Origin of the sequence: Metaclostridioides mangenotii (assembly GCF_017873185.1) — a bacterium.
In the GTDB taxonomy this organism is placed as follows: Bacteria; Bacillota; Clostridia; order Peptostreptococcales; family Peptostreptococcaceae; genus Metaclostridioides; species Metaclostridioides mangenotii.
On the sequence record NZ_JAGGJX010000001.1, the window covers coordinates 1,043,013 to 1,061,280 of the forward strand.

26 protein-coding genes are annotated in these 18,268 nt (G+C 33.4%); 1 reads left to right on the top strand and 25 read right to left on the bottom strand.

The genetic code is table 11. The features are described from left to right. Window positions 1–110: 110 nt before the first annotated feature. Both J2Z43_RS04985 and J2Z43_RS04990 read right to left on the bottom strand, forming a co-directional pair. Window positions 111–281, bottom strand: coding sequence for a hypothetical protein (locus J2Z43_RS04985; RefSeq protein ID WP_209456114.1), 171 nt, complete (start codon window positions 279–281; stop codon window positions 111–113). 127 nt (window positions 282–408) lie between these two features. Then, window positions 409–1,338, bottom strand: a complete 930-nt coding sequence (locus J2Z43_RS04990; protein WP_209456115.1) for an ATP-dependent DNA ligase — start codon at window positions 1,336–1,338, stop codon at window positions 409–411. A 169-nt stretch (window positions 1,339–1,507) separates the two neighbouring features. Here J2Z43_RS04990 and J2Z43_RS04995 point away from each other — a divergent pair, with 169 nt between their 5' ends. Then, entirely contained in the window at window positions 1,508–1,792 is a 285-nt protein-coding gene (locus J2Z43_RS04995) for a putative quinol monooxygenase (protein ID WP_209456116.1), read from the top strand. A gap of 62 nt (window positions 1,793–1,854) precedes the next feature. On the opposite strand, the gene J2Z43_RS15130 is transcribed toward J2Z43_RS04995, so the two are convergent. The 23 genes from J2Z43_RS15130 to J2Z43_RS05105 all read right to left on the bottom strand — a co-directional run bounded on the left by J2Z43_RS15130 (window position 1,855) and on the right by J2Z43_RS05105 (window position 18,260). Further along, on the bottom strand, window positions 1,855–2,613 hold the full coding sequence (locus tag J2Z43_RS15130; protein ID WP_209456117.1) for a peptidoglycan recognition protein family protein: 759 nt from the start codon (window positions 2,611–2,613) through the stop codon (window positions 1,855–1,857). 17 nt (window positions 2,614–2,630) lie between these two features. Next, window positions 2,631–2,876 carry a phage holin family protein gene (locus tag J2Z43_RS05005; protein ID WP_209456118.1) on the bottom strand — a complete coding sequence of 82 codons (246 nt, stop codon included), beginning with the start codon at window positions 2,874–2,876 and terminating at the stop codon, window positions 2,631–2,633. A gap of 13 nt (window positions 2,877–2,889) precedes the next feature. Next, window positions 2,890–3,135, bottom strand: coding sequence for a hypothetical protein (locus tag J2Z43_RS05010; RefSeq protein ID WP_209456119.1), 246 nt, complete (start codon window positions 3,133–3,135; stop codon window positions 2,890–2,892). 365 nt (window positions 3,136–3,500) lie between these two features. Beyond that, window positions 3,501–3,638 (bottom strand): XkdX family protein, encoded by a 138-nt coding sequence (locus tag J2Z43_RS05015; protein ID WP_209456120.1) that lies wholly within the window; start codon window positions 3,636–3,638, stop codon window positions 3,501–3,503. After that, window positions 3,638–3,934: a hypothetical protein gene (locus tag J2Z43_RS05020; protein ID WP_209456121.1), complete on the bottom strand. Its 297-nt coding sequence runs from the start codon at window positions 3,932–3,934 to the stop codon at window positions 3,638–3,640. The genes J2Z43_RS05015 and J2Z43_RS05020 overlap by 1 nt, the downstream gene beginning before the upstream one ends. Beyond that, window positions 3,934–5,454, bottom strand: coding sequence for a hypothetical protein (locus J2Z43_RS05025; protein WP_209456122.1), 1,521 nt, complete (start codon window positions 5,452–5,454; stop codon window positions 3,934–3,936). Before J2Z43_RS05025 ends, J2Z43_RS05020 begins: the two co-directional genes overlap by 1 nt. Next, on the bottom strand, window positions 5,454–5,999 hold the full coding sequence (locus tag J2Z43_RS05030; protein WP_209456123.1) for a putative phage tail protein: 546 nt from the start codon (window positions 5,997–5,999) through the stop codon (window positions 5,454–5,456). The genes J2Z43_RS05025 and J2Z43_RS05030 overlap by 1 nt, the downstream gene beginning before the upstream one ends. After that, window positions 5,992–7,056, bottom strand: a complete 1,065-nt coding sequence (locus J2Z43_RS05035) for a baseplate J/gp47 family protein (RefSeq protein ID WP_234925969.1) — start codon at window positions 7,054–7,056, stop codon at window positions 5,992–5,994. The genes J2Z43_RS05030 and J2Z43_RS05035 overlap by 8 nt, the downstream gene beginning before the upstream one ends. 14 nt (window positions 7,057–7,070) lie before the next feature. Further along, window positions 7,071–7,496 (bottom strand): DUF2634 domain-containing protein, encoded by a 426-nt coding sequence (locus tag J2Z43_RS05040; RefSeq protein ID WP_209456124.1) that lies wholly within the window; start codon window positions 7,494–7,496, stop codon window positions 7,071–7,073. 4 nt (window positions 7,497–7,500) lie between these two features. Continuing rightward, complete coding sequence (locus J2Z43_RS05045) at window positions 7,501–7,770, bottom strand: DUF2577 family protein (protein WP_209456125.1); 270 nt, start codon at window positions 7,768–7,770, stop codon at window positions 7,501–7,503. Then, entirely contained in the window at window positions 7,770–9,725 is a 1,956-nt protein-coding gene (locus J2Z43_RS05050; RefSeq protein WP_209456126.1) for a C40 family peptidase, read from the bottom strand. The genes J2Z43_RS05045 and J2Z43_RS05050 overlap by 1 nt, the downstream gene beginning before the upstream one ends. Continuing rightward, on the bottom strand, window positions 9,718–10,551 hold the full coding sequence (locus J2Z43_RS05055) for a hypothetical protein (RefSeq protein ID WP_209456127.1): 834 nt from the start codon (window positions 10,549–10,551) through the stop codon (window positions 9,718–9,720). Before J2Z43_RS05055 ends, J2Z43_RS05050 begins: the two co-directional genes overlap by 8 nt. A 2-nt stretch (window positions 10,552–10,553) precedes the next feature. Next, window positions 10,554–12,908 (bottom strand): tape measure protein, encoded by a 2,355-nt coding sequence (locus tag J2Z43_RS05060; protein WP_209456128.1) that lies wholly within the window; start codon window positions 12,906–12,908, stop codon window positions 10,554–10,556. A 54-nt stretch (window positions 12,909–12,962) separates the two neighbouring features. Further along, window positions 12,963–13,088: a hypothetical protein gene (locus J2Z43_RS15015; protein WP_268828385.1), complete on the bottom strand. Its 126-nt coding sequence runs from the start codon at window positions 13,086–13,088 to the stop codon at window positions 12,963–12,965. A gap of 38 nt (window positions 13,089–13,126) precedes the next feature. After that, window positions 13,127–13,540: a phage tail assembly chaperone gene (locus J2Z43_RS05065; RefSeq protein ID WP_209456129.1), complete on the bottom strand. Its 414-nt coding sequence runs from the start codon at window positions 13,538–13,540 to the stop codon at window positions 13,127–13,129. A 41-nt stretch (window positions 13,541–13,581) separates the two neighbouring features. Next, on the bottom strand, window positions 13,582–14,046 hold the full coding sequence (locus J2Z43_RS05070; protein WP_209456130.1) for a phage tail tube protein: 465 nt from the start codon (window positions 14,044–14,046) through the stop codon (window positions 13,582–13,584). A 20-nt stretch (window positions 14,047–14,066) separates the two neighbouring features. Beyond that, complete coding sequence (locus tag J2Z43_RS05075) at window positions 14,067–15,374, bottom strand: phage tail sheath family protein (protein ID WP_209456131.1); 1,308 nt, start codon at window positions 15,372–15,374, stop codon at window positions 14,067–14,069. Then, on the bottom strand, window positions 15,375–15,578 hold the full coding sequence (locus J2Z43_RS05080) for a hypothetical protein (RefSeq protein ID WP_209456132.1): 204 nt from the start codon (window positions 15,576–15,578) through the stop codon (window positions 15,375–15,377). 3 nt (window positions 15,579–15,581) lie between these two features. Further along, window positions 15,582–16,022, bottom strand: a complete 441-nt coding sequence (locus J2Z43_RS05085; protein ID WP_209456133.1) for a phage tail terminator family protein — start codon at window positions 16,020–16,022, stop codon at window positions 15,582–15,584. Beyond that, entirely contained in the window at window positions 16,022–16,423 is a 402-nt protein-coding gene (locus J2Z43_RS05090) for an HK97 gp10 family phage protein (RefSeq protein ID WP_209456134.1), read from the bottom strand. Before J2Z43_RS05090 ends, J2Z43_RS05085 begins: the two co-directional genes overlap by 1 nt. 2 nt (window positions 16,424–16,425) lie before the next feature. Then, the gene (locus tag J2Z43_RS05095; protein WP_209456135.1) at window positions 16,426–16,800 is read right to left on the bottom strand and encodes a hypothetical protein; all 375 of its coding nucleotides are present in this window, start codon (window positions 16,798–16,800) and stop codon (window positions 16,426–16,428) included. Next, the gene (locus tag J2Z43_RS05100; RefSeq protein WP_209456136.1) at window positions 16,794–17,195 is read right to left on the bottom strand and encodes a hypothetical protein; all 402 of its coding nucleotides are present in this window, start codon (window positions 17,193–17,195) and stop codon (window positions 16,794–16,796) included. The genes J2Z43_RS05095 and J2Z43_RS05100 overlap by 7 nt, the downstream gene beginning before the upstream one ends. Window positions 17,196–17,198: 3 nt before the next feature. Continuing rightward, window positions 17,199–18,260 carry a phage coat protein gene (locus tag J2Z43_RS05105; RefSeq protein WP_209456137.1) on the bottom strand — a complete coding sequence of 354 codons (1,062 nt, stop codon included), beginning with the start codon at window positions 18,258–18,260 and terminating at the stop codon, window positions 17,199–17,201. Between the last annotated feature and the right edge of the window lie 8 nt (window positions 18,261–18,268).

Sequence of the window (18,268 nt, forward strand, 5' to 3'; positions counted from 1 at the left end):
AAATAAGAAGGAATTATTAAAATTTTGTAGAATTATATATAAGAATTATTTTTAATAATTCAATCAGTGTTTAGAGCCATATGGAGGTCCAGTCCTGTGGCTCTTTTAATTTATAAATTTTTTTCAATGTTTCTGTTCTTTTCCATATCACTCTTGATTAACATTTTAATATAAGTACTAATCCCCATGATTTCTGCCTTATCTAACATGTAATCCATCAGCTCTATCTCTTGTATATTTTCTTTAAAAGATACCTGATACACATTCCCTTTTTTAGCCAAAAAATCAACTCCTTTTAAGTAACTTTATATACTGCTTACTTAATCTTATGTAAGTTATATTCATTTATTGCGTGTCCTTGTTGAATTTTTACATAAAAAAATAGAGCAGCTATTACGCTACTCTTATTTATTCTATACACTCATTCGGTAACTTATCTTGCCTAATTCCTTTTAAAACAGGTTGCCTTAATGAACCTCTTTCGTTTGGCATATACTCAACTGTAGCAACTAAGGTAGGTTCTATCCAAACTGCAACTTCATTTCCAGTAGGAACTTCTTTAATAGGTGGTATTTCAGTCTTTTTATATTTATATTGATTGAGTTTTCTAAGACTAACACCTAAAGTAACATGTCCTTTATATACTAACTCATTAGCATTATTGTATTTGGCTATTATTAAACTAGTCATATTGTTCTCTTTTAAAATATAACCGCAAATCACAAAGTCCTCATCCTTCATGTATTTAATTTTTATCCATTCTTTTGATTTCTTATCAAACCAATATTTACTATCTTTATGCTTTGCAACAATACCCTCAAGCTTCTGTTGTTCAGCTACTTGATATAGTGCTTTTCCGTTAGTTTCTATATATCTAGATATCGCAAATCTATCCATTTCATTTATAGTCTTATCTAATAACTTCTTTCGTTCTATTAAAGGTAAATCTGTAACTAACTTATCCTTATAGTAGATTATATCGTATGCAATGAAACTTACTGGATACTTCTTGCCTGCTAGTTGCATTTTAAAGGGATCATTTAATAATGTCCTTCTTTGCAATTCGTAAAAGTCTGGAACTCCATTATTCATTGCAATAAGTTCCCCATCAAGTATACACTTTTCGTTCACGTATCTATGTAGCTGGTCTAACTCTGGAAACCTTGGTATCAACTTAAAATCTCTTTTGTTTCTTAAATCTGTATTATCTTTATCTAAATACGCTATACATCTAATACCGTCTAATTTTAATTCAAATATATAATCCGGAGAGTCAAATGCCTCTTGTTGTTCTGCTATTAGCATTGGCTTGATTCCTTTTTCGTCGAATATATCCATACTATCACCTCTTAGGTGTAGTATGATCAATGATAGGTTATTTTAAGCATTCATTTTGTAAAACAATATTCAAATTAATGTTATAATACATGTGCTTGATTAATAAAAATAAGGGTATCTTTTATACTAAATACTGAGTTATCCGAAAAAAACGTTAGGAGAAATGTAAATGATAAAAGTAATTCAACGAAGTGTCATAAAAGAGAACTGTTTATCTGATGCTCTGAATCTGTATCAGTTATTGGTAAAGGAGACGTTAAAAGAAAAAGGATGTGTCTCTTATGAGCTATTTCAAGAACTAGACAATTCTAATAACCTTACCCTCATTGAGGAATGGGAAGATATAGAAGCGTTGCAACGACATACGAAAATGCCACATTTCATTACTTTGGTAGAGAAACTTGCATTGTATGAAAAAGAGTTGCCAGTTTTAATTTATAAAAAGCTATTTTAACAATATTAAATGAAAATAACTTAATAAAAAATAAGGGTAGCAATAAGCTACCCTTTTACTATCTACATCAATTTTCTATTTTCCAACCACTTTACTACTTTCCTATATGTCTCCTTAAAGTTATTACCTACAAACTTAGTAACATTGTCTGGAAACTTCTCTAACCCTTTACTTGCTCCACCACCTATAGCGTAAGCATTTCTACACATGTAACTCTTATAGTCTGCAATATCTACTATAGTTGAATTAGGGAGATATTCTCTCATTATAATTGCCGCTGCTTTGTCTCTATCTCCACTATAGATTATTGCATTTTCGTAACCTTGTTGTTGCTGTGTTTTATTAGTCAATTTATTCAACTCATCTTGAACTAGTTTTTTAAACTCAGTCATATTTGTTCTATGCGGACAATCCTTCTTAGCAAAGTCTCTATGTGCTTTAACCCTTTCTATTCCCCAACCATATTGTTTAAGTATTGTAGCAACTTCACTAGCTGCTCTAGACTCTGCTTTCTTAAATCTTTCGCCACCACTCTTAGAATAACAAATCTCTACAGCTATATATTTTCTATTTCCAGTGCCATTGCCGCCATCGCCAGCATGAAAAGCGTTGCGATTAAACGGAATAGCTTGTATTGCTACTTTATCATCTACTGCAATATGGTAGCTTGTACTACTGTCGTTATTCTTCATATATGTTATTTCATTTATAGCTGGGGCATCGTTATATGTGTTGTGAACACATACACCTATAGGTGTCATACTATATGGACACTTCCTATTATATTTTGAACTCGGTAATAAACTTTGCATTAAACCCATAAATTACTCCCCCTTATCTATTGTTTAAATTGTTTAACTGTTTGATTTGCTCCTATAGCCACACCCCAACACAAGATACCTTGCATAATTGCAGTTACAGAGAATCCTACAATACAAGTACTAAATACTATTCCGATAGCTAATAAAACAATCGGTATGCATCTATCATCTAGTTTAGGTACGCTCTTACATGCAAATCCTAGCACATTTAACGTTACTACCAATATAATTAACTGTTCTGGTATAAAACTCATAATATCCATAAAATCACCCCTTTTATTTATTTAAAACTTTATCAAGTTTATTTTCGATCCTCTCGTTACCCTCTTCTACATTCTCCATACGTAAACTCAAGTTCTGTATACTATCAGCATATTGTTTTGAAGTCTCAGTAAATGTATTTACACTTTTTCTGTATAATTCTCGATCCTGTTTCTTTTCTTCTAGCGTGTTTTTAAATAAAACATATGCTATAACACCGATTGCACCCACGTTAATAAATTGTGCAACGAAATCTTCCATAAATACCTCCATTTGAAATAATTCTATCCCTAAATTTGTAATAAAAAAGCACCTACAAGTGTAGATGCTCTTTGAATTCAGTAAATATAACAATCTAGCTAGCACTATATAATTAAGAGGTAACGATGTTTTTAGTGCTAATATAATATATTAATTCTAACCATTTTCAGTTCCAATTTAATACATAATTGCAAAGAAAAAACACCTCTATCCTGAGGTGAATAATTTTTTTCGTTTATATCAAGGTGTTTTTTCAAGGTATAATTATGTTTATAACACTGATACTTCATGAGTTTGTTGTGATTTAATCAATATTATATTTTATTATATTCACTTTGACTTTTTTTATGCAATAAAAAAGAACTCTACTTAGTATAGTCCTCGCTCGTTATTTCCTTATATTGTGTTTCTGTTATCTTGTTTAAATCTACTGCAAGTTTAACTTGTGATATCGTCCATAACTTATTGTTATAGAAGTAATTTATATTAAAATACCAATTCATTAGTTAATACCTCCTTGCAGTTGCATTATCATAAATGTTAAATCCGCAACTTGCTTTTCTAGAAAGTCTATTTTATCATTTTCTGAAATCGGAGCATCTTCATACTCGTAAAAAGCTTCTTTTGTATCTATATTCACATATAATACAGCTACCTTTCCATCTTGCTGTGTAGGCTCTGGTAGGTTTTCTACTAATATACCATTACTTGTATCTTGTAATAGTTCTGGTTTATAGTGTATTAAACCAACTTTGTATTTATTATCTTTTATTTGTTCTAAATTTCCTAAAAATATCATTATTGAACCTCTCTTTCTTTTAATATTGCTACCTTTTCCAAAACGTAATTGTCTTTAACACACTTAAAACTAGCTAATGATGAATCATATCGGATAAATAAATAAATTGTGCCATTAAATGCAGTTATAGCTCTCGATGTAGCCACTCTTGGGTGTTTGCCTAATTCAGCACCTGAAGGAGAAAATTTACGCATAGTACCATCATAATGTACAGTATAAAGGTAATTAAATTCATCTATATAACATAATCTTGCATAAGCATAAGCATAAGAGTAACTCCCGTCAGGACTAAGTGCTTTTTGAAATATAGCCTCACCAGTACTCTTGCACTTTACAATTGCTTTAGAATTATCAATTGTGCCATAATAAATATTACCTTCATTATCTACTATAATAGAATCTTGAACTATCGAACTACCCAAATTATTCAATGCCGCTTTGCTGATCTCTTCACCGTTTTCTGTTAATTTTAATATATTGTTATTTGAATCTACAAGATAAACATTATTATACATATCTGTATAGACAAATAACAATAATACGTCAGTGCCTTTTGACCAAATAATATTACCTTCGTCTGTTATTTTTTTAATCTCATTATCAGTAATAATATAAATATTATCACTCTTATCTATGCTTATATCTTTTATTTTAATATTTACCAACTCTTTATCCCACACCAATTCCCCATTTGGAGAAAATTTTTGTATAGAAATTCCTCCGAATATAGTGTACGTGTTGCCTAAGCTATCAATAAGGGTTTTTATAACAGAATTTGAAAACGTAGCTTTCCATATTGTATCTGCATTTGAAGATATTCTATTTAGGTATTTATCCCATCCGCAATATACACCACCACCCTTGTCTGGAAATATATATGTAGGTTTCCCCACATCTGTAGGTTTCTCAGAGAAATACTTATTCAAAACAATTGGAGCTTCATAATATAATCTCTCTACTATTTTCTCTACCCCATATACATTACCCTCAGCATCCTCAGTAACCCCAACATCACCCTCCAAAATAGGCAACTTTGTCTTAATACTATCTATATTATCCGCCATCTTCTGAAACGAATCGCTACCATTTGTCGGTACACCTCTACCAGTAGTGGCGGTAGCGATTAACTCTTTACCATCACTGACAGATTGCTTTAAATTGGCTATTTCTCCGTCTATCTCTGTCTTATTATTAGCTATAGCCGTTTCTAATGCACTTTTAGTTGTATCTATCTTGGTATCTAGTGCTTTATCCTTATTTGTTAGCTCCTTATCTTTGTTTGCTAATTCTTGCAATGCACCTTCTACATTTACGCTCGTAAAATTGTTCTCTGCGTCCGCTATAGTTACTTTGTTTCCTGTAAGCTCTATATTGTCTACTTTCTCCTTAGTTTCCTCAATGCCATCTTTTAAAATAGTTATTTCTGAGTCGATTTTATCCATGTTAAAGTTAGAATCTTCTACATTATAAAAGTCTGTTTGATCTGGTTTCTTTAAACCTAATTTCTCTGTATATTTCATTAAATCACCTCTTCCCTAAGTTGATTATGGGTTTTAGCTTGCAACTCTGCATGTGTGTATTTATAGAATGTTTGGTGCTGGTTGTATGCCAATTCTATATGCTGTAACATATTAGCTGGTAACACATTGTATAACATGCTTACAACATCATTAAACTGACTCTTTACTGTTAATTCTAATTTTAAAGTTAATATATATTTGTCATAATCAATGTTAAGTTTATATTTGCCCTCACCCAGCATTGCATCTAGCCTAAATCTTAAAGATGGAAGTGAATAAGGCAATCTATCAAGAAGACGTGATTTTATTCTAAACCTTCTATCCTCAACCGTATCACTTGCAAATGGCTTTATTTTGAGTATCTGTTCCCATCGTTTTAATCCTTCTGACTCCATTAAATCTATGAAGTTTTCTTGAACAAACATATTTAATTCATTTTTCAACAATTCAAATTCTTTATTTTCTATATCTGTTATCTGCTTTAGTTCTTTGACTTCTCTTAAATATTTAGGAAGATATTCATTTAAGTTAACCTTATTAAGCATCTATCTCACCTACTGACCCAAACACTGCTATACTATTGCTTTCAACTGTAAAGTTTTCATCTACGTTATTAATTATGATTTTTGTAACATCCAAAATACCCGTTAAATCAATTAAACGGGTTTCTATTCTACTCTTTCTAACTATTATGTTGTCTTCATCAGCCCAGCTTAAATTCAATTCCTCTAAATACAACCTAATAACTTCCTCTATACTGCCTTTTACATCCTCGAAGGTATATCCATCTTTATATAATAGGTCCAAACCTATATTAATTACTTGATCTGTTACACCTTCAACTGTAACTTTATGTCCTATAGGAGCTATTCCTATGCCCTCGCCTGTTTTTTCTATGGGGTCAATTATATCTTGCATAATATCTACAAACTCTTGTGATGGCGCTTCTCCTTTGCTATCTGAAAATACTATCTTTACAGTTCCGCCACCATTCCAGCAAGGATATACCTTAACTCCCCCAACATCTTGATAACCTTGTACCTTTTCTTTATAATCTGCTGTGTTTCCTCCATATGCTTGTGCATCAAGCGAATTATAATACCTCTTCCTAAGAGACTCTGTTTCCTCTTCTTCCTCGCCATGAATAATTATTTGTGTCAAAATAGAGGTTTCCAAATCTTGCACAAAATCTATAGCTATCAATCTCCCTGTTACGTTCCCTGACTCTCCTGGTTGTTCACATTCTACTTTATAAACTAAATCACTTATTTTTTCTACTACTACAAAACTTACGCTTCCTAAACTAAACCTATTCCCGATAGGGACCTCTTTATCAAACTCAGCCTTTCCGACTGCATAAGTAGCTGGGTAAGGAGTTATTCCTCTTTCTTTACATTTAAGTTCTAAATAGTATCTACTAGATGTGTCAACAAAGCACTCGTTGAAGAAGTCTTCTAAATCTACATAACAATGAGCCAGCTCTAAAGCCGCAGGTGCCAAAGCATCATAAATAATAGAACCTTCTCTTTTGTCCATAGTATCAGGTACTTGGTCTAGCATCCTTGAAAGTATCGCATTAAAAGATACATCGCTATATATCATTCACTCACCACCTTTTATATTTGAACTATAGAACCTGATTTAAACTCACCGAAAATTGAATTAACAGTAAAATATACCTCTATAGCATTCTTTTTACCTTGAACCTTATTAAAATTAAAGTTGCTCACTGAATCAATTCTATCGTCTTGAGTTAATGCTTCTGTTATTACTCTGTCAATTTCACTAGTTGCAAAACCTAGTGGTTTGCCTATAATGTGATTTAACTCAACCCCATAATTCCAACTATAGATTAGATTGTCATATCTCTCAGTATTGAGTATTTTATATACAGCTTGCTTGACAGCTTCTATGCCATCGGCATGGTTGTAAATTCCATTTTCCCTCTCAGAATGCAACTTATATGTTTTAGTTGGATATGTACCAATTTCAAAGTCCCCAAATGTCTCCCATGGATCATCTAAATAATTGTTATATTCCATATTATCACACCTTATCTATTACTAAATATTTTTGTCCATTAGCATAACTTATTAAAGCTACCATGTCGCCGTTTTTTAGTTTTGATTCATTTCTCAACTCTTCAATTCTACTAGTTAATATCAATTGTAACGGTTCACTAAAAAATAATTCTGAATCTGACTGAACTTTTAGAGGTTTAGTTTGTATAACTTTAGCATATAAAACAGACGTATGATTATAACTTTTTACTACTTCATGACATAATTTTTTTAGTGCATCATATATATCTGGCATTATATAAATCTCCTTACAGACAATACGCTGCCTTTAGAACGTTCTTTATATTTCACTACTCCATATGCTGTTCCACGCGCCTCTATAGTCTCCCCATTTCCGATATATAGAACAACGTGTCTACCTGAGCCGCTGGAACTACTTTGACTTATAATTATATCTCCTGGTTTTCTATTTTCCCAAGATACCGCAGTTCCTGCTTTTAGTTGGCTACCAGTATCACCAGGAATTTTTATTCCTAATTGGTAGTAACACCATTGTACAAAACTACTACAGTCAAATACACTCTGCCCTTTATTGCTTGGATTCCTCGCTGCACCGTATACATATTTACAGCCTATTTTTGTTTTAGCTACATTAATAAGTTGCTGAACTTTTGGTGGCATGCTTGAGTCGCCATTTGCAGTAGTCGGGTAAGTAAAACCAGTTCCATCACTTATTATTAATGTTCCGTTTTTTCTCCCCCATTGATTAGCTTCTTTCATACTTGGGAAAACTAGATCACATACCCATTTGCCGTCTCTTTTTACTATATTAGGTTTAGAATTATCAAGCGTATCAACGATCAATCGTACTTGTCCATCTTTATCAGTTCCGGTATTCCCTATTTGAGCCTGCCTATCCTTTATCGTTTCTTTATTGTATCCTAGCTCTTGCCACAAACCTCGTGGTATTGCCATTTTCATTTCACCAGGCATAAGTTTTCTACCATACATATCTTTTTGTGGACCTTCTATTCCCCCACCACCTGGACAGTAAGCTGTAAATTGAACTTGTATTTTTTTACCGTTTAGTATTTTTTGTCCAGAACCGCTAGAGCTGCCACCATTAAACCTAATATCTAGTGTTTTATTTTCCTCTTGCGCCCTACCAGCACTCTCTATAGTACTAGAAACAAATTCGTTTCCAACTAACTGCATATCCATCGTATGATGCCCATGCTTGAATTTATGTTTTACGTTCTCAACCATCATTTTATTATTTAATGTCAAGTCCCCTAAATCTAGATGCACTGGTATTAAACACCCAGCCCTTACATCAATTCTCCCGAAGCAACCTTTTACTGTTAAAGTTTTAAATTTTTGATTATGCGTTCTAAGCATTGCTAAAGCTTTTTCTCTTAAATTTATTTCAGGCGAATTCACCTCTTCGCTATGAGCCAAATGTCCCCATGCCCTAATAGAATCTCTATAAAAATTTTCGTAACCTTCATATGTTTCTTTATTCTTCTTATTAAAATTATTATCAGTGTAAACAACCTTTTCTGTTACAGTGTCTTTTTCTTTTCTATATAAACAAACCGCATTATATGTTGAATCCGCAATTGTGCTATTATACTCATAATCTTCAAACACTTCATTAGTTAAGTAATAATCTAGTTCCATATTTCCTAACTCTTTTAGGTTAACAATCCCAGCATCATCGAATAATGTATATATTTTCTGTGTCGCCTCCACTGTTGTGTCTAAAACCTGTTGAATAGCGTCAAGACAAGGTACACATGAAAATACAACAGAAGGTATTTTGTGCTTGGTATCATCAAATTTTCCGATATTAGCATTCTGATAAAAGGGCGTGTTTTTAAACATATAATATATAATCTGTGATGCAGTAGTATTCTCAACAACTAAGTTGTAAGACTCTTTTTTTAAATAAAACATTTTATCATATGCCGTAACCTTTATATGCTGCTGTTTATCTCTTTTCTTAGCAAAGATACGACCGTGCCATATAACCCTATTGCCTATTACTAACCTAACCGAGTTCCCCTCACAGAAGTAATCAATTGCGCCGGATTTCATATCTGCAACATTGTCATTAACAACGGTAAACTCTAGTTTAGAAGGTGTTCCTTTTCTTTCTATAGATAAAACTATTTCATCGTATGTAATAGGTTCATAAAAATTATCGAAGTGTGCTATTAATAACCTAGCATCAACATGGGAGCTACCCAAAATACAACACCTCCCCTGAATAAATCATCTTTGGATATTTTGTTTGTCCATTTTTCTTATTCCAATCATCCATAGTTGCCTTATTCTTTTGATACATTTTATCTGTCATTGCCTTGCTTCCGTCTCTCATATATCTCAAGCATAAATCACTGAGGTTTTCTCCACCCTTAACAACATGTTTTGTTCCCGCAGGAGTCGTGTTAGCGTTTGGATTGTTATTGCTGACTGGACGTTCTGTTTCAGTTTGTGCAGGCTTGTCGGGTTTGATCTCTTTGTACACTATTGTTCTGTAATATTTATAATCTTTTAATCTTATCGATACAGTTATATCTTTACCTTTTGACGCATCCTGTACAATTGAGTAATCTTCAATAGATACACCTTTTGTATAGTAACCAATTCTATTGTCATTAGTTATTACACGAAATATAACAGGAGCTAAAAAATCAGTTTCAAGTGCATTGTCTGAATATGTCCTTAAACTGGTCCTCATTCTGTTTTTCATTTTCTCAAGTCTTTTTAAAACCATTGCAGGAGTGTATAAACTATTTAAATAATAATATCCGCTTGCTGGAAGCCTAAATTCAAACTCTATCTCTGTTAATCCAGGCTTTCTAAGTATATTAATCTCGTCACCGTTCACTAGATCAACGGTTGTGTTTCTGTTTTTTATATTAACTTTCATTTTTGAAGGGGTTATGGGTAGCAATAAATTATCTAGCCAAAACTCATATGCTCCGCCATAACCACCTTTGTTGTATAGCATTCCTTCTGCTATCTCTGCTGCTAATTCTAAGTTCTCGATTAATTTTTCCTTATCTGTCATCTCTACACCCCCACATATGACGAATTTAACCTATCTATTATTGTGTCGGCTAACGATTGATGATATCCATCTACATCATTATCAACATTTTGGCCATTGTATGAGGCTTCTAGATTTATCGTTATAACTGGAGATGTGTATCTACTTATGGCTTCCTGTTCAGCGATATCTCTAAGATATTTTAGATCATCTTTAGATGCCTCCATACTCTTGGCCATTTTCTCTGTTGCATCCGCTGTCCTTTTTTCTGCATCACTTCCACCTTTTAAGGGGTTGCTATCTAAGCCTGAACCCCAATTATCTACTTTGTCGTTGGATTTATCGCCGAATACATTGTCTCCAAAAGGATTAACAAGTAAATTACCGAGATCTAATTTGCTTCCCCAATCATAACCTTTATTAAATGAATCCCCTAAATCTTCCATTTCAAATTTTTTAGTGAATATATACTCTCCGCCAGTTTTCTCATTAGCCCAATCAGCGAATTCACTTTCTGCATCTCTAGATGCTTTTCGAAGGGCATCTCCTGCACCTGTCATTTTTCCTGGATCTGCTAAAAGATCTTTCTTGCCTATATCAATGCCAGGAATTTTATTGAGAGCATCTATAATCCAATTAATAGCTCCTATAGCCTTATTTGCACCCCATACAAAAGCTTGAGCTATCCAAGTTCCTACTTGGTCTAAACCGCTTCCTAAAGATGATAAATTGTCTAATATGCCACTAACCATATGTACGAAAAGACCCGCAACTGAGACAATAGGATGCCTCCACACATTCATAAAAAATTCGGCTATGCTGGCGAAACCATTCCATAGATTTTTAAGTATATTCTTAATTAAGGTATACAGCATGCTAAACATCCCGCCCATAAATCCGAGTACTTGACCAGTGGTTACACCAGTTTGATATAGGGCTGCTATCACTACCGCTAAGCCTGCTATTATAGCCATTATTAAGAAAACAATAGGGTTTGTTGATACTATGGCACTCCATATCAAAGTGGCTATTGACACAGCATTAATGGCAAGTTGTACTAAAGAAAAAGCTACTACTAGAAAACCAAGTATAGCTATAACAGATCCTATTATACCGACCGCATATTCAAATACTTGCGTTAAGGTCATTCCTAAATTGGTTAAATACCCTACTGCGGAAGTTATTGCTAAGCCTAATAATATTACAGGACCAAGAACTGCCATAAAAGCTGAAATAAGACTACCAGCAAAACCTTGGGCAGCTACTTGACCAAGTACCATTTGAACATTTAATGAATAAAGTGTTCTGCCTAAATCTAAACTAGCTATTTTAGCAATAAGCATCGCAGTAGCCCAGGTACCAAATCCTGCAGCCGCTACAGTAGCTACCCCATATACGACTGGTGATATTTCACTAAATACACTTATTATTCCACTAGCAGCACTTGCAACTCCAACTCCTATTTGTTGAACTACCCACAAAACTGGTGCAAATGCTAATTGAGCTTGAGTCTTTATATTTTCCATAGCTTGACCAAAAGTGAGAGGCATTTTTTCAAAGTCGCGATTAATTTCATCTGTGGCATTAAGTATTGCCTCTTTTATTATTTCTGAAGTTATTTCACCATCTGCACCTAGTTCTTTTAGTTGTCCAATACTTACCCCAAGATGATCTGCTAGTGCTTTCGAAACGGCTGAGTTATTTTCCAGCGTAGAGTTTAACTCGTCTCCTTGCATTCGACCCGAAGCCATCGCTTGGGATAATTGCAACATAGCGTTACTTGCTTCATCTGCTGTTGCCCCAGTTATAACGAAACCTTTTTGAACATTCTCAGTGAATTGAATTAATTCATCACTACTGAATAAACCTTTTGCAGTATAACCAATTCTAGAAATTGTTTGAGCCATAGAAGAAAAGCTACCTCTAGCACGCATAGCTGAATCCGCAACCTCTTGTGTAAAACTATTAGTTGTATGCAAGCTATCCTTTATATTTCCAAGTCTTGCCGTTATACTTGAAAATTCATCTGCAATACCTAGCGTTATCTTAATCCCTTGAAAGCCCATATAAACACCTAACATGGATTTTAAAGATCCAAGCATATTCCCTGCTAAGCTATTTCCTTCTCTTATTTCTTCGTTAAAATTAGACTGTCCAGTTGTATTATTATTAATAGAAGATCCTATTTGACTCATAGCTATCTCAGCTTGGTTAAGTTCAGCCCTTGCACTAGCAAAACCGTCTGTATTAAAAGATATTTCCGATTCTCTGCCTAATTGTTCCATAGCACTAATAGTCATATTAAGTGTATTAGTTATACCCTGTAGGATTGGTGACATCTGGTCCGTTAAGCCTATAGAACTTTGTATAGTTGCCATTACACATCCTCCTTTCTTTAAAAATAATAGGGTATACCAAAATCGGCATACCCTTTAATTGATTTTATCTAATGCTTCTTTTTTATCTTCGTATTGTACTTCCAAACTGCCTGCTAAAAACGCTCTGCGCTCAGGAGATAACTCTGTATAATCCCATGGAAGTATATTAAACTTATGCAAACATAAATGAGCGATCCAACTTTCTGGATCGCTCCTTATTAGTTTTTTGCTTCTTTTTTATCTTCATTAAATGATTTTCTAAATCCGTTTATTAAATCTACTTGTTTTTCTAATTTTTGATATGGAACTAGATCAAGCATAGATACCAACAAATCTTCCGGGGTACGAACTCCGTAAGCATCTTGTAACTCGGCATTATTTAAATCAGGATAAACAACTGACATAGCCATTATTTTATTGGTATAAAGTCTTTGATTGAATTTTGCTTCTTGTGTGTTTACATTTAATTGCAATGCTTCGTCTCGTGCCAAGTCTCCATCTTTTGCTTTTAATTTCCTTAATTCCCATTCAATAGGATTCCCTTCCTCATCTATAATGTTCTCATCAACAACAAATTTAATATTATCGGCGTTTGCTTTACTACGATTTAAAAAGCTTTCTAAATTTTTCATTCTATCAATCTCCATTCTTTTATGTTTTATATTTATTTATATTACGCTAAAGGTAAATCCTTAAATGTCTCAGGTAATTTGAATTTCTCAAAAGTACATTTAAAGTCTTGCTTAAGTGTTGCATTATCTACATCAATTGCCGCTATAACAACTTCATCAAGTAAACAGTTTTCTAGAATAGTTGTATTTCTGCCAACTGATTTTGAAGGGTCCTCATTTACTGTCATTATCTCGAAGTATGGCAAGTTACCTGTGTTTTGAAATTCCTCAGCCATTTTTGCAAGAATTGACGAGTTATAAAACATCTCACCCTCACATGTACCCTTCCATGTTGTAGCTATATTTATTGTTGCCGTAGTACCCATAATATTTTCTTCTTGTTTGTTGAATGTTACTGTAGCTTTTAAGTTCTTTATATTAGCTAATTCATATCTATTTTCATTTAGTGTGATAAAGCATTTTGCCAAAGCACCATTTACTATATCCCTACTTGTCATTGTTCTCATAAATTATAACTCCTCCTCTCCTACGCAACTATTACATTCATATACATTTTTTCTATAGCACCCACTAATATAATTGCAATATTAACAATGACTGCATTTTTGCTTTCGCCCTTTTCTACAGTTACATCCTCCGGCTCAAAATCTTCTAGAGCGCCTATGTTTAATAGTTCTGAGAGCATATTTACTTCTTCATTCCATAAAGCTATTCTAGAATCTTCTGTGTTTTGTCTTTTGCCGGAATAATTGTTGCCAAATAAAGCAGCCGAGGTGTTTGCTATATAATCTAAGATCCTAATAGATTGATTACTAGCAAACTCGTCATTTTTAGCATCTGTGAACTCAACCAATGTATTAATATCTTTTAACACCCTAAACTCTTGCCCTACTTTATGGAACACAAATTTCCCCATAGTAACAAATTCTTCTAATTCTATTTGAGAGTAATTTGTGTTTATTTCGTATTCTCCATTGTATGTTTTATTTGTACAACTTTCGTTAAGGTTGCAACCAGCTAATGCACCAGCAGTCCAGTAAACTAAATTATGCTTGTCTGCTCCAGTTGTTGATATATCATTTTCAACAGAAACGACTCCTTCATAATTGGCATCAACCACTTTATATCCTACAGTTTGGAACTTAACACCTAGAGAATCCCTCATATATTTTGTAAACTCTAAGAAAACTTGTTTTATATCCTTATCTGTTGCTGGACAACATAAAACATTGAATCCGTAAGAACTTACTGCATCTAAAAAGAGACTGTAAGATTCACCTTGTACAGCCTCGTTTGTTCCACCCTCTAGAGGTGTTCCAGCCGTTAGTGTTAATTCAGTCTCTTTATTAAATACTATATAGTCATTATCTCTTATTTCATCTTTATCTTTTATAGTTTGCTTGTGAACCAAGTCATAATCTAGGTATGTGTAAATATCTTTTTTAGAAACATCATCCACATTCGTCTGTACTACTATTTTTACGTTATTCCCTCTAGTACCTGGATATCTAGCTTCCCCCAACTCGCAAGTAGCAATAGAACCACCATTAATTCTGCTAACTAATAACTTTGTAGCATTCCTAAATAATTCTCTTATAGGAAGCATCTTTTCGTGGCTATATTTATAACCAAATAACTTTTGAGACTCCCTAACAAAGTCATCGTAACTTAATTCTACAACTTTGTTTTGTTCTCCCCATTCAAATTCAAATGGGACCGCTACAGTACCTCTAATACCAATATCCCCTTTTGCTCTTTCTGCACTTACAAAGTTTGTCCATGTACCAGGTATATTGTGATTTTGGCTCTCGAATATTCCTCCGCCTAAGCTCATCTACTTCACCTCTTTTTCATAAAACTTTTTCAACAGTTGGTCCACCTCATCATGTGAATAAGATTTCTCATCATCTAGTAAAGCCTTTATTAAGTATTTCTTTTTAAAATACTTTTTAGAATTTACTAACTGTCCTTTAGTAAATTTATCTTTTTCTTCTTTTGTTGTTTTTTTCTTTATCTCAACTTTTTCATTTTCATCCATTTATTAAGCCTCCTCTTTATTTAATCCACCGTATATGACTAAATCCTCCATTGGATTATCTTTAGCAACCTCTTCTGTAAGCGTTGCGGTATAGTCCACATAAAAATGCAACTGAACATCTAGATCTATGTTAGTTTCCATCTTTTCAGCCCTAAACTTTTCACCCTCAATCACTACAACCTCTAAACCTTCATACAACATATCAGCTATAGTGTTCATTTCTTTATTAGGACTTTTGCAATCCTCATCAGGCCTATACATAATTTCAAATGTGCATTTGTAATCTCTCCTATTGTCTAACGCATAAGATAACTCACTACTTACTGCGTAAATAAAAAAACTAGGAAATGTATAGTTTTGCTGAGTATTTTCTGTATAGACATCTAAACCTTTACTTATTTTATCTAGCTTTTGCCTAATGCCTGTTATCATTTCATTTAGCATTACTTAAAACACTCCCTTAAATAATCATTTACTTTCTTTTCTATTATTCTTGGTGCTAGGGTTTTTAACTGTTTTTCGGATATAGTAAGCATAAAGCTTCCCTGTACCCAACCTTTACCACCACGTTTTCTATGTCCATGCTCCCTATAGCTTGCATATAACGCCGAGTTGATTATCTCAACTTTATATACACTACCTATTTTTCTAATAACATAGTCTCTTGTATTCCAACTTTGTCGTAGGAAACCAGTATCAACAGGAGTTCGTCTAATTGCCATTCCTAATAGGCTGGCTGTGAGTCTTTTTGCTATATCTATACATAAGCCATCTATATTGTTAGTTGCCCTTTGCATTTTATCTCTAACTCTTTTCAGTTGTCTTATATCAAGATTGTTAGACATGATTATGCCTCTTCCTTAAACAATTCTAAAGTTATAATTTGCTGATTTACTCCTATAGCTGGGGCGCCGCTATTTTTGTACGTTGTAGTGCTTCCGCTTCTAGTTACAACAATCTTTGAACCAGGCTTAACAACTAGCTCATTATCCAACTTTAAAGTTATAACTTGATTAACTGTACTCGATATGCCGTCATTATAAGCTTGCGAAACGTCTTTATAACTTAATTTGCAAGGCATATCAGAATATATAACATCTTCATCTTTTTCTATTATTTCTTTTGTAATAGGGTCTTTATGTTTTTGTATTCCGTAAATTGTACATCTATCAAAATATAGCATTTGAATAGCCTTCTTAGCTTTAGATATTTGTTCTACCATCTTAACCTCCTAAAGCTTAATATCTCTCCTTCACCACAATTTCTAAGACCATCAATAAGTAAATCAAATTGTTTTTCTGAAGAGTCCGAACCAACCGCATATACAACGGTTGTGTCCAGATCTTTTATTTCTTTAATTGAGGCTTCAAAATCATATTCAGTTAATTGGCCAGACTGTTTCTTTGCAAATAAAAATTCCCCACAAATCCTATCAATCTCTACTTGATAAAGTCCGTCAGGAATTTCAGTTATACTACATATATTCTTTATTGAGTTTTCTACTTTATCTATTACAAAGTCTAAAGCTAAGCTATCGGAGTCAAGTAAGGTATATCCGAAGAACTCAAGCCTGTTTTTTATATCTTCTAATAATAAATCTTTTTCTATTTTAATCATAACCTATCCTCTTGACACTATCTGGGCTATTGCTATAGATTTACGATCAATATAATTAGAACTTCCGTCATTTACTAGCGTCCAGTTAGTACCATTTGCTAACTCTGCATTGGTAGGAGACAAGCTTGATTGTGCTTTCTTTTCATAAGAAATTCCATAAGGCGCAAATACATTTCTTCGTCTAGTTATTAATGTATCTTGACCTCCATTTTTGTAAGGATCTCTAGCCATCTCATGTGGTACTTTTGCACCTATAGGCTCAAAATCAAAAGCTCCATCGCCTAGTATATAAGTTGTATAAGCAGTATAGCCTTCAACTTCTCCGTTTTTAGGTACTTGCTTAGTTGGCATTGCATCATCGATTAATACAACACGTCCATTCCAACTACCCATTGCTAGATCCCTTTGCATGCCATTTGAATCAGTGTATGTGAAATATTTAAGTAATTGTAAATTTTCCAGGTTAGTTGCTACAGCACTGTGCATTATCGCTAATGTAAAGGCTCCTTTATTATCTCCACAAGCTTTTTGAACTGCTTTATTTAGTGTATCTGCTGCTAATATAGCAGACTCACCATCTTGAGTTGAAATATCAAAAGTATGTTCATCAACAAATTTCTTATTCTCTGCACCTGTAATAGAGAATATACCTTTGATTATTGCTAGTAATGTATCTTGATCTATTTCCTCCCAATATGCACTAACTTGGTTCGCAACGTTAGACATAAAGTCAACTCCACCAGTAATATCAGAAGAGAAGTCTTTTTCAACCCACGCTTTAGCTCTACCTATTACAATTACGCCTCTCTCAAAAGTTGTCGTTGTCGTTGCAACTATATCTGTTATTCCATCATAATTAAGCGCTTCTCCATCTAGATTCCCAAACATAGGCAATCTCGCATAAGCTGTTCCTGTCTGGGAACTGAAAGCATTTGCTATCTCAGTATTTCTTTTTAAAACTCCTGACTTTATTAGTTCATTTCTTTTTAAGTTTGGTACATTTTCAATATAAGCTCCAAATGCCTCGGGATTAAAGCTTTTTGCATCAAATTTAGTATCTGCCATTATTTATT

Bases quoted from the DNA above. Each gene is read 5' to 3' on its own strand.
- J2Z43_RS05035 (WP_234925969.1), bottom strand. From the start codon at position 7,056: ATGATATATAGCGATGTATCTTTTAATGCGATACTTTCAAGGATGCTA.
- J2Z43_RS05010 (WP_209456119.1), bottom strand. From the start codon at position 3,135: ATGGAAGATTTCGTTGCACAATTTATTAACGTGGGTGCAATCGGTGTT.
- J2Z43_RS04990 (WP_209456115.1), bottom strand. From the start codon at position 1,338: ATGGATATATTCGACGAAAAAGGAATCAAGCCAATGCTAATAGCAGAA.
- J2Z43_RS05020 (WP_209456121.1), bottom strand. From the start codon at position 3,934: ATGATATTTTTAGGAAATTTAGAACAAATAAAAGATAATAAATACAAA.
- J2Z43_RS05095 (WP_209456135.1), bottom strand. From the start codon at position 16,800: ATGGTAGAACAAATATCTAAAGCTAAGAAGGCTATTCAAATGCTATAT.
- J2Z43_RS05065 (WP_209456129.1), bottom strand. From the start codon at position 13,540: ATGAAAAATTTAGAAAGCTTTTTAAATCGTAGTAAAGCAAACGCCGAT.
- J2Z43_RS05040 (WP_209456124.1), bottom strand. From the start codon at position 7,496: ATGGAATATAACAATTATTTAGATGATCCATGGGAGACATTTGGGGAC.
- J2Z43_RS05070 (WP_209456130.1), bottom strand. From the start codon at position 14,046: ATGAGAACAATGACAAGTAGGGATATAGTAAATGGTGCTTTGGCAAAA.
- J2Z43_RS04995 (WP_209456116.1), top strand. From the start codon at position 1,508: ATGATAAAAGTAATTCAACGAAGTGTCATAAAAGAGAACTGTTTATCT.
- J2Z43_RS05105 (WP_209456137.1), bottom strand. From the start codon at position 18,260: ATGGCAGATACTAAATTTGATGCAAAAAGCTTTAATCCCGAGGCATTT.
- J2Z43_RS15130 (WP_209456117.1), bottom strand. From the start codon at position 2,613: ATGGGTTTAATGCAAAGTTTATTACCGAGTTCAAAATATAATAGGAAG.
- J2Z43_RS05075 (WP_209456131.1), bottom strand. From the start codon at position 15,374: ATGAGCTTAGGCGGAGGAATATTCGAGAGCCAAAATCACAATATACCT.
- J2Z43_RS05025 (WP_209456122.1), bottom strand. From the start codon at position 5,454: ATGAAATATACAGAGAAATTAGGTTTAAAGAAACCAGATCAAACAGAC.
- J2Z43_RS05100 (WP_209456136.1), bottom strand. From the start codon at position 17,195: ATGATTAAAATAGAAAAAGATTTATTATTAGAAGATATAAAAAACAGG.
- J2Z43_RS05060 (WP_209456128.1), bottom strand. From the start codon at position 12,908: ATGGCAACTATACAAAGTTCTATAGGCTTAACGGACCAGATGTCACCA.
- J2Z43_RS05090 (WP_209456134.1), bottom strand. From the start codon at position 16,423: ATGTCTAACAATCTTGATATAAGACAACTGAAAAGAGTTAGAGATAAA.
- J2Z43_RS05045 (WP_209456125.1), bottom strand. From the start codon at position 7,770: ATGCCAGATATATATGATGCACTAAAAAAATTATGTCATGAAGTAGTA.
- J2Z43_RS05030 (WP_209456123.1), bottom strand. From the start codon at position 5,999: ATGCTTAATAAGGTTAACTTAAATGAATATCTTCCTAAATATTTAAGA.
- J2Z43_RS05085 (WP_209456133.1), bottom strand. From the start codon at position 16,022: ATGCTAAATGAAATGATAACAGGCATTAGGCAAAAGCTAGATAAAATA.
- J2Z43_RS05015 (WP_209456120.1), bottom strand. From the start codon at position 3,638: ATGAATTGGTATTTTAATATAAATTACTTCTATAACAATAAGTTATGG.
- J2Z43_RS05055 (WP_209456127.1), bottom strand. From the start codon at position 10,551: ATGACAGATAAGGAAAAATTAATCGAGAACTTAGAATTAGCAGCAGAG.
- J2Z43_RS05080 (WP_209456132.1), bottom strand. From the start codon at position 15,578: ATGGATGAAAATGAAAAAGTTGAGATAAAGAAAAAAACAACAAAAGAA.
- J2Z43_RS05005 (WP_209456118.1), bottom strand. From the start codon at position 2,876: ATGGATATTATGAGTTTTATACCAGAACAGTTAATTATATTGGTAGTA.